Raw genomic sequence first — 9,347 nt, 5'->3', positions numbered from 1 at the left:
TCACAGCGGGGTGACCTAAACCGCAGCTCTCAGGGCTGAACTCCCATCTACCGGCCCTGGTCGCGGTCGGGCACCCCGGGGACCGCGACCAGGCTAACCAGACGTCAGCCGGCGGCCGTCACACCACCATCGGCAGCGGCGGTTCGACGGCCAGCGGCGCCGAGCTGCGCGCCCGGTGCTGCGCGGCCCAGGACGCGAGCGCCACCGTGCAGGCGTGGTCCAGGTGCCGCAGGCCGGACCAGTCCAGCTCCACCGGGCGGTCGGCCGGCAGCCGCTCCAGCGCGTCGAGCAGCCGCGGCAGCCGCAGGAACGTCGCGTTGCCGCTCAGCCGCACCCGCTGGAGCGCCTCGCCCGAGGGCAGCCGCTCCTCCTCCACCCGGATCTGCAGGTGCGAGGTCTGCCACGCGGACTTCACCACCGCCAGCCCGACGCCGATCAACACCCCCTCGAACAGGTCGGTGACGACGATCGAGCCCGCCGTCACCGCGAGCACCACCGCCTCGCCCCGGTGCTCCCGGCACAGCGCCGCGATCCGCCGCACCGGGACGAGCTTCGCGCCCGCGTGCACGAGGACGGCGGCGAGCGCGGTGAGCGGGACGAGCCCGAGCACGCCGGGGAGCAGCGCGGTGAACAGCAGCAGCCAAACGCCGTGCAGGGTGCGCGAGGCCTTGCTGCGGGCGCCGGCCTGGACGTTGGTGGCGCTGCGCACGATGACGGCGGTCATCGGCAGCGCGCCGAGCAGTCCGCACACCGTGTTGCCGATGCCCTGCGCGGTGAGTTCGCGGTCGTAGTCGGTGCGCGGGCCGTGGTGCATCCGGTCGACGGCGGCGGCGCTGAACAACGTCTCGGCGGAGGCGATGAGGGTGAAGGCGACGACGGTGCCGAGGCCCGCGCCGCCCGCCAGTTCGCCGAGGGTGACGCGGTCGGGCAGGTGGACGACGTCGAGCAGGCCGGCGACGCGGACCCGGGCCACCGGCAGGTCGGCGGCCGCGGTCACGGCGGCGGCGAGCCCGACGGCGGCCAGCGGGGCGGGCACGCCGCGGGCGACTCGCTCCGGCAGGTGCTTCCAGAGGACGAGCACCAGCAGGGTGGCCACGCCGAGCGCGACGGCGCTCGGGTTCGCGGCGCCGGTGAGGGCGTCGCGCAGCAGGGCGGGCAGGCCGGCGATCTTCTCCGGGCCGGTGGCCGGAGCCCGGCGGTCGGCGAGCGCGTACAGCTGGCCGGAGAGCAGGGTGAGCCCGATGCCGGCGAGCATGCCGTGCACGACGGACGCGGACATGGCGCGGAACCAGCGGCCGAGCCGCAGGGCGCCCATGGCCAGCTGGAGCAGTCCGGCGCCGAGGACGAGCAGGCCGAGCGCGTGCGGGCCGAAGCGGTGGACGGCGTCGTAGACGAGGACGGTGAGCCCGGCGGCCGGCCCGCTGACCTGGAGGCTGCTGCCGGGCAGCAGCCCGACCACCAGGCCGCCGACGATGCCGGTCACCAGGCCGAGCTCGGCCGGGACGCCGGAGGCGACGGCCACCCCGACGCACAGCGGCAGGGCGACGAGGAAGACGACGATCGAGGCGGGCAGGTCGTAGCGCCACGGGACGGTGCGCAGGAGTCCGGTGAGCGAACCCCGGGGCCGGCCCGGGGGCGCGGTGCGGCGGGGGCGGCCCGGCGGGCCCTTGCGGCGGTGGGGCGGACGGCTCACCCGGTCACCGCCGGGCGACGGACGGGGTTTCGGCGCATGGGTACGTTCCTTCCGCGCGCCCGCCGGCGGCGGGCACGCTGCTCCGGGGCGGGCGGGGAAGCGTGCGGGTCGGCATGCGGGGAGGCATGCGGGAAGCGTGCGGATCGGCAGCGGGGAGGCATGCGGGGACACATGCGCGGACGACACATGCGCAGACACATGCGAGGAAGCGTGCGACGGGACGTGCGGGCGCGAGGGGCACGGTACGAAGGGCAGGGCCTGCGGTACGGCCGGCGCTTGCGGATGCGCGCGGTGCTAGCGGGTGCGGGCGGGAAGAAGGGCCGCACGACGGGGGCGACAGTGGGTGGCCCGGCGTGGCTCCGACGGTACCCAGGGGAGCGGGGCGGGCCAACCTCGCACACGGCCCCTTCACCCGGGCTGCACACCGGGTCCGCTTTCCGGGCCGGAACGCACGGTTCCCCGGGCACACTTGCACGACAGCCGTCCGCGTGTACGAACGAGGCCTGCCCACCACGGATCCCACAGGCCACACCCTGGGTGAACGTCCACAATCTGTTGAATCTCCCCTTGACGCCCCGACAGGCTCCGTCCTACCTTTTCTTCCACATACAGAAACCGTTCTTCCGTATGGTGGAATTCTGGAGATGAGCCCTCCGAGCCACTGCGGGCCGACGCAGGAGAAACCCGATGCCTCGTATGACAGCCGCCCGCGCGGCCGTGGAGATCCTCAAGCTCGAAGGCGTTGAGGTCGCGTTCGGCGTGCCGGGCGCAGCCATCAACCCGTTCTACGCCGCCCTCAAGGCCTCCGGCGGGATCAGGCACACGCTCGCCCGTCACGTCGAGGGCGCCTCCCACATGGCCGAGGGCTACACCCGCGCCAAGGCCGGCAACATCGGCGTGTGCATCGGCACCTCGGGCCCGGCCGGCACCGACATGATCACCGGCCTGTACTCGGCGATCGCCGACTCGATCCCGATCCTGTGCATCACCGGCCAGGCCCCGGTCGCCCGCCTGCACAAGGAGGACTTCCAGGCCGTCGACATCGCCTCGATCGCCAAGCCGGTCACCAAGGCGGCGACCACCGTCCTGGAGGCCGCCCAGGTCCCCGGCGTCTTCCAGCAGGCCTTCCACCTGATGCGCTCCGGCCGTCCGGGCCCGGTCCTGATCGACCTGCCGATCGACGTCCAGCTGACCGAGATCGACTTCGACCCGGAGGCCTACCAGCCGCTGCCGGTCTACAAGCCGACCGCGAACCGGATCCAGATCGAGAAGGCCATCGCGCTCCTCCAGGAGTCCGAGCGCCCGCTGATCGTCGCCGGCGGCGGCGTCATCAACGCCGACGCCTCGGAGCTGCTGCTGGAGTTCGCCGAGCTGACCGGCGTCCCGGTGATCCCGACCCTGATGGGCTGGGGCATCGTCCCGGACGACCACGAGCTGAACGCCGGCATGGTCGGCCTGCAGACCTCGCACCGCTACGGCAACGAGAACTTCCTCGCCTCCGACTTCGTCCTCGGCATCGGCAACCGCTGGGCCAACCGCCACACCGGCGGCCTGGACGTCTACACCGCGGGCCGCAAGTTCGTCCACGTCGACGTCGAGCCCACCCAGATCGGCAAGATCTTCGCCCCCGACCTCGGCATCGCCTCCGACGCCAAGGCCGCACTGGAGCTGTTCGTCACGGTGGCCAAGGAGCTCAAGGCCGCCGGGCAGCTGAAGGACCGCGGCGAGTGGGCCGCCGCCACGCAGGCCCGCAAGGCCCAGCTGCAGCGCCGCACCCACTTCGACAACGTGCCGCTCAAGCCGCAGCGCGTCTACGAGGAGATGAACAAGGCCTTCGGCCCGGAGACCCGCTACGTCACCACCATCGGCCTGTCCCAGATCGCCGGCGCGCAGATGCTGCACGTCTACAAGCCGCGCCACTGGATCAACTGCGGCCAGGCCGGCCCGCTCGGTTGGACCATCCCGGCCGCGCTCGGCGTCGCGACCGCCGACCCCGAGGGCCAGATCGTCGCCCTGTCCGGCGACTACGACTTCCAGTTCATGATCGAGGAGCTGGCGGTCGGTGCCCAGCACCGCATCCCCTACGTCCACGTCCTGGTGAACAACTCCTACCTGGGCCTGATCCGCCAGGCACAGCGGAACTTCGACATCGACTTCCAGGTCAAGCTGGAGTTCGAGAACATCAACGCGCCGGAGCTGGGCGTCTACGGCGTCGACCACGTCAAGGTCGCCGAGGGCCTGGGCTGCAAGGCGATCCGGGTCACCGAGCCGGAGGGCCTGCTGCCGGCCTTCGAGGAGGCCAAGAAGCTGGCCGCCGAGTTCCGCGTCCCGGTCGTCGTCGAGGCGATCCTGGAGCGGGTCACCAACATCTCGATGAGCGGCAACGACATCGACAAGGTCAACGAGTTCGAGGAGCTCGCGACCCTGCCCGAGCACGCGCCGACCGCCATCAAGCCGCTCGCGGTCTGAGGCGGCGCACGGACCCGCAGCGTGGGGGCGGACGTGCCGCTCAGTGCGCCCCCACGCTCGCGGAACACCGGCGGCGCCGTCGTGGTTGAGCCTTCCGGGAGCGCTACCGTAACCCGGGAGTCCGACCCCACCGACCTGCCGAAAGGGACCACCGTGAGCCTGTACGACATTCCGCTGCGCACGCTGTCCGGCGAGGCCACCTCGCTCGCCGACTACAAGGGCAAGGCGCTGCTGATCGTCAACGTCGCCTCCAAGTGCGGTCTGACCCCGCAGTACGCGGGCCTGGAGCGGCTCCAGGAGCGCTACGCCGCGCGCGGGTTCAGCGTGCTGGGCTTCCCCTGCAACCAGTTCGCCGGGCAGGAGCCGGGCAGCGCCGAGGAGATCGAGACGTTCTGCTCGACGACGTACGGCGTCACCTTCCCGCTGTTCGAGAAGATCGAGGTGAACGGTGACGACCGGCACCCGCTGTACGCCACGCTGGTCGGGACGGCGGACGCCGAGGGCGAGGCCGGCGACGTCAAGTGGAACTTCGAGAAGTTCCTGATCACCCCGGACGGCTCGGTGGCCGCCCGGATCCGCCCGGCCACCGAGCCGGAGTCGGACGAGGTCGTCGCCGCGATCGAGGCCGTGCTGCCGGCCTGATCGCCGCACTGCCACGAGAAAGGCCCGGGGCACGCGCCCCGGGCCTTTCTCATAGCAACAGCCGTGTGCCCGGCGGCAGTTCACCGTCCCGGGCGGCGTCGCGCAGGTGCGCCAGCAGGGTCTCGCGCAGCGCGTCGGCGGCGCGCGTGAGCGGCACCTCGTGGCCGTGCGCGACGGCGATCGTGCGCCCCAGGCCCGGTCCCGCGAACGGGGTCACCCCGAGCCCCGAGCGGGCCGCCACCATGCCGGGCACCACCGCGGGCCCGAGCCCGGCCCGGACGAAGCCGAGCACCGCGTCCATCTCCCCGCCCTCCACCGCGAACTCCGGCTCGAACCCCGCCGCCCGGCAGGCCGCCAGGGTCGCCTCGCGCACGTCGTAGCCCTCGCGGAACATCACCAGCGGCCGCCCGCGCAGCTCCGTCACCCGCACCGTTCGCCGGGCCCGCTTCGGGAGGGCGGACACCAGCACCAGCTCCTCGTGCAGCAGTTCGGTGACGTCCAGGGCCGGCGCCGCCTCCCCGCTCGCGGGGGTGATCACCAGCGCGAGGTCCAGCTCCCCCGCCGCCAGCCAGCGGACGAGGTCGCGCGAACCGCCCTCGCGCACCGCCAGCGCCACCCCCGGGTAGCGGTCCCGGAACACCCGCAGGACGTCCGGCACCAGGCTCGTGCACAGGCTCGGCGGCGCCCCCAGCCGCACCCGGCCGCGGCGCAGCTGGACCGTCTCCTGCACGGCGAGCCGCGCGCTCTCGGTGTCCGCGAGGATGCGCCGCGCCAGCGGCAGCAGTGCGTCCCCCGCGTCGGTGAGAGCGATCCGGCCGCGCGTGCGGTGGAACAGCTCGGCGCCCAACTCCCGCTCCAGTGCCCGGATCTGCTGCGAGAGGGACGGCTGCGCCACGTGTGCCGCCTCGGCCGCGCGCGTGAAGTGGCGGGTCTCGGCGACGGCCAGGAAGTAGCGGAGTTGCTGGAGCTGCACACGGCCAGGATAGGCCTCCTTGATAGTGGCTGCCTATCGTCACGAGCCGCATCATGTCTTGGACGCACCCTTGCGGCCGTCCCTACCGTGGCTGCCATGACAACCGCGACTCGGACGGCCCGGCACCCGTCCACCCTGGCGACCCTCTGGCGGTCGACCGTCGGCAAGAAGGCGGTCATGGCCGTCAGCGGACTGGCCATGCTGCTGTACCTGGTCGCGCACATGCTGGGGAACCTCAAGGTGTTCTTCGGCCCCGACGACCTCAACGGCTACGCGCACTGGCTGCGCACCATCGGCGAACCGTTCCTGCGCTACGAGTGGTTCCTCTGGATCGCCCGCTCCGGCCTGCTGGCCGCCGTCGTCCTGCACGGGGTCGCCGCCTACCAGCTGAGCCGGCGCGACCTCGCCGCCCGGCCGAGCAAGTACGTGCACCAGCGCCGCCGCGCGAGCTACGCGACCCGCACGATGCGCTGGGGCGGGGTGATCCTCGCGCTGTTCATCGTGTGGCACGTCCTCGACCTGACGACGCTCACCGTGAACCCCGTCGCCGAGCACGGCCACCCGTACCAGAACATCGTCGCCACCTTCGGCCGCTGGTACAGCGACGTGATCTACATCGTCGCGATGCTCGCCGTCGGCCTGCACGTCCGGCACGGGTTCTGGAGCGCCGCGCAGACCCTCGGCGCCAACAACGCCCGCCGGGACCGGGCGCTGAAGCTGGCCGCCAACGGCCTCGCCCTGATCCTCACCGCGGGCTTCCTGTCCGTCCCCGTGGCCGTGATGACCGGAGTCGTGAAATGAGCTACGCGTCCTACACCGTCGGCGAGCCGATCGCCGACACCAAGGCGCCCGCCGGGCCGATCGAACAGCGCTGGGACCAGCGGCGGTTCGACGCCAAGCTGGTCAACCCGGCCAACCGCCGCAAGCACACGGTGATCGTCGTCGGCACCGGCCTGGCCGGCGGCGCGGCCGGCGCCACCCTCGCCGAACAGGGCTACCACGTCGTCCAGTTCTGCTTCCAGGACTCCCCGCGACGCGCCCACTCGATCGCCGCCCAGGGCGGCATCAACGCGGCCAAGAACTACCGCAACGACGGCGACTCCGTCCGCCGGCTGTTCTACGACACCGTCAAGGGCGGCGACTTCCGCGCCCGCGAGTCCAACGTGCACCGGCTGGCCCAGGTCTCGGTGGAGATCATCGACCAGTGCGTGGCCCAGGGCGTCCCGTTCGCCCGCGAGTACGGCGGCCTGCTCGACACCCGCTCCTTCGGCGGCGTCCAGGTCTCCCGCACCTTCTACGCCCGCGGCCAGACCGGCCAGCAACTGCTGCTCGGCGCCTACCAGGCGCTCTCCCGGCAGATCGCCGCCGGCAACGTCGAGATGCACGCGCGCACCGAGATGCTCGACCTCGTCGTCGTCGACGGACGCGCCCGCGGCATCGTCGCCCGCGACCTCGTCACCGGCGAGATCCGCACCCACACCGCCGACGCCGTCGTGCTCGCCAGCGGCGGCTACGGCAACGTCTTCTACCTCTCCACCAACGCCAAGAACTCCAACGCCACCGCGATCTGGCGGGCCCACCGCCGCGGCGCCCTCTTCGCCAACCCGTGCTTCACCCAGATCCACCCCACCTGCATCCCGCGCTCGGGCGACCACCAGTCCAAGCTCACCCTGATGAGCGAGTCGCTGCGCAACGACGGCCGGATCTGGGTTCCCAAGGCGCGCGGCGACCAGCGGCCGCCGGCCGAGATACCCGAGGACGAACGCGACTACTACCTGGAGCGCGTCTACCCCGCCTTCGGCAACCTCGTCCCGCGCGACATCGCCTCCCGCGCCGCCAAGAACGTCTGCGACGAGGGCCGCGGCGTCGGCCCCGGCGGCCAGGGCGTCTACCTCGACTTCGCCGACGCCGTCCGCCGGATGGGCCGGGACGCCGTCGAGGCGAAGTACGGCAACCTCTTCGACATGTACGAGCGGATCACCGCCGAGGACCCGTACCGGGTGCCGATGCGGATCTACCCCGCGATCCACTACACGATGGGCGGGCTCTGGGTCGACTACGACCTCCAGACCACCGTGCCCGGCCTGTTCGCGATCGGCGAGGCCAACTTCTCCGACCACGGCGCCAACCGGCTCGGCGCCAGCGCCCTCATGCAGGGCCTCGCCGACGGCTACTTCGTCCTGCCGCCCACCCTCAACGACTACCTGGCCCGGGAGAAGCTGCCGGCCGTCCCCGCCGACCACCCCGCCGTCACCGAGGCGGAGGCCGAGGTCGGGGACCGGCTGGGCCTCATCCTCGCCGTCGACGGCGACCGCACCCCCGACTCCTTCCACCGCGAACTCGGCGAACTCCTGTGGGACGAGTGCGGCATGGCCCGCGACGAGGCCGGGCTGCGCCGGGCCCTGGAGCGGATCCCGCGCCTGCGCGACGAGTTCTGGCACCGCATCAAGGTGCCCGGCACCGGCCGGGAGCTCAACCAGTCGCTGGAGAAGGCCAACCGGCTCGTCGACTACTTCGAGCTCGCCGAACTCATGTGCCTGGACGCCCTGCACCGGGCCGAGTCCTGCGGCGGCCACTTCCGCACCGAGAGCCAGACCCCGGACGGCGAGGCCGCCCGCCGCGACGAGGACTACACCTACGCCGCCGCCTGGGAGTTCACCGGCACCGGCACCGCGCCCGTCCTCCACCGCGAGGCGCTCGACTTCGAGTACGTCCACCCCACCCAGCGGAGCTACGCATGAACCTCACCCTGCGCATCTGGCGCCAGGCGGGCCCGGACACCCCCGGCGCGATGACCACTTACGAGGTCGGCGGGATCAGCCCGGACATGTCCTTCCTGGAGATGCTCGACACCCTCAACGAGGAGCTCATCACCCGCGGCGACCAGCCCGTCGCCTTCGACCACGACTGCCGCGAGGGCATCTGCGGCGCCTGCGGCATGGTCATCAACGGGCAGGCCCACGGCCCGGAACGGACCACCACCTGCCAGCTGCACATGCGGCACTTCACCGACGGCGACACCATCGACGTCGAGCCCTGGCGGGCCTCCGCCTTCCCGGTGGTCAAGGACCTCGTCGTGGACCGCTCGGCCTTCGACCGGATCATCGGCTCCGGCGGCTACGTCACCGCCCCCACCGGCAGCGCCCCCGACGCGCACGCCACGCCCGTCCCCAAGGAGGCCGCCGACACCGCCTTCGAGCACGCCGAGTGCATCGGCTGCGGCGCCTGCGTGGCCGCCTGCCCGAACGGCTCGGCGATGCTCTTCACGTCCGCCAAGGTCGTCCACCTCAACGTGCTCCCCCAGGGCGCGCCGGAGCGCTCCTCCCGGGTGCGGAACATGGTCGCCGCCATGGACGCCGAGGGCTTCGGCGGGTGCACCAACACCGGCGAGTGCGCCACCGCCTGCCCCAAGGGCATCCCGCTCCCCAGCATCGCCGCGATGAACCGCGAGTTCCTGAAGGCCGCGCGCGGCTGAACTGCCCCCTCCCCTTCGGCCGCCCGTGCCGGCGCGGGGGGGCGGACCCCGTGGGCGGCGCGGGGGGCGCGGGGCGCGGGGGGCCCCCCCCCCCC

7 protein-coding genes are annotated in these 9,347 nt (G+C 72.6%); 5 read left to right on the top strand and 2 right to left on the bottom strand.

Annotated elements, in window-relative coordinates; all coding sequences use genetic code 11:
* Nucleotides 1–118 precede the first annotated feature (118 nt).
* Nucleotides 119–1,600, bottom strand: coding sequence for a SulP family inorganic anion transporter (locus ACFV4G_RS04230; protein ID WP_380436454.1), 1,482 nt, complete (start codon nucleotides 1,598–1,600; stop codon nucleotides 119–121).
* A gap of 780 nt (nucleotides 1,601–2,380) precedes the next feature.
* On the opposite strand from ACFV4G_RS04230, the gene gcl reads away from it, so the two are divergent.
* Nucleotides 2,381–4,162 (top strand): glyoxylate carboligase, encoded by a 1,782-nt coding sequence (gcl, locus tag ACFV4G_RS04225; RefSeq protein WP_380436265.1) that lies wholly within the window; start codon nucleotides 2,381–2,383, stop codon nucleotides 4,160–4,162.
* Between the two features lie 153 nt (nucleotides 4,163–4,315).
* Entirely contained in the window at nucleotides 4,316–4,804 is a 489-nt protein-coding gene (locus tag ACFV4G_RS04220) for a glutathione peroxidase (protein WP_380436263.1), read from the top strand.
* A 49-nt stretch (nucleotides 4,805–4,853) separates the two neighbouring features.
* On the opposite strand, the gene ACFV4G_RS04215 is transcribed toward ACFV4G_RS04220, so the two are convergent.
* Complete coding sequence (locus tag ACFV4G_RS04215) at nucleotides 4,854–5,777, bottom strand: LysR family transcriptional regulator (RefSeq protein WP_380436261.1); 924 nt, start codon at nucleotides 5,775–5,777, stop codon at nucleotides 4,854–4,856.
* Nucleotides 5,778–5,873: 96 nt separating this feature from the next.
* Here ACFV4G_RS04215 and ACFV4G_RS04210 point away from each other — a divergent pair, with 96 nt between their 5' ends.
* From ACFV4G_RS04210 to ACFV4G_RS04200, 3 genes are read left to right on the top strand one after another with little or no spacing between them, the layout of a single operon-like run.
* A complete protein-coding gene (locus ACFV4G_RS04210) occupies nucleotides 5,874–6,578 on the top strand; it encodes a succinate dehydrogenase cytochrome b subunit (RefSeq protein WP_380436259.1) in 705 nt (234 codons plus the stop codon).
* Nucleotides 6,575–8,518: a fumarate reductase/succinate dehydrogenase flavoprotein subunit gene (locus ACFV4G_RS04205; protein ID WP_380436257.1), complete on the top strand. Its 1,944-nt coding sequence runs from the start codon at nucleotides 6,575–6,577 to the stop codon at nucleotides 8,516–8,518. The genes ACFV4G_RS04210 and ACFV4G_RS04205 overlap by 4 nt, the downstream gene beginning before the upstream one ends.
* Nucleotides 8,515–9,252: a succinate dehydrogenase/fumarate reductase iron-sulfur subunit gene (locus ACFV4G_RS04200; RefSeq protein WP_380436255.1), complete on the top strand. Its 738-nt coding sequence runs from the start codon at nucleotides 8,515–8,517 to the stop codon at nucleotides 9,250–9,252. Before ACFV4G_RS04205 ends, ACFV4G_RS04200 begins: the two co-directional genes overlap by 4 nt.
* Nucleotides 9,253–9,347: the final 95 nt, after the last annotated feature.

The sequence above is a fragment of the Kitasatospora sp. NPDC059747 genome, from assembly GCF_042732955.1.
In the GTDB taxonomy this organism is placed as follows: Bacteria; Actinomycetota; Actinomycetes; order Streptomycetales; family Streptomycetaceae; genus Kitasatospora.
The sequence above is the reverse complement of the archived record's forward strand: the minus strand, read 5'-3'. Positions and strand labels throughout refer to the sequence as shown.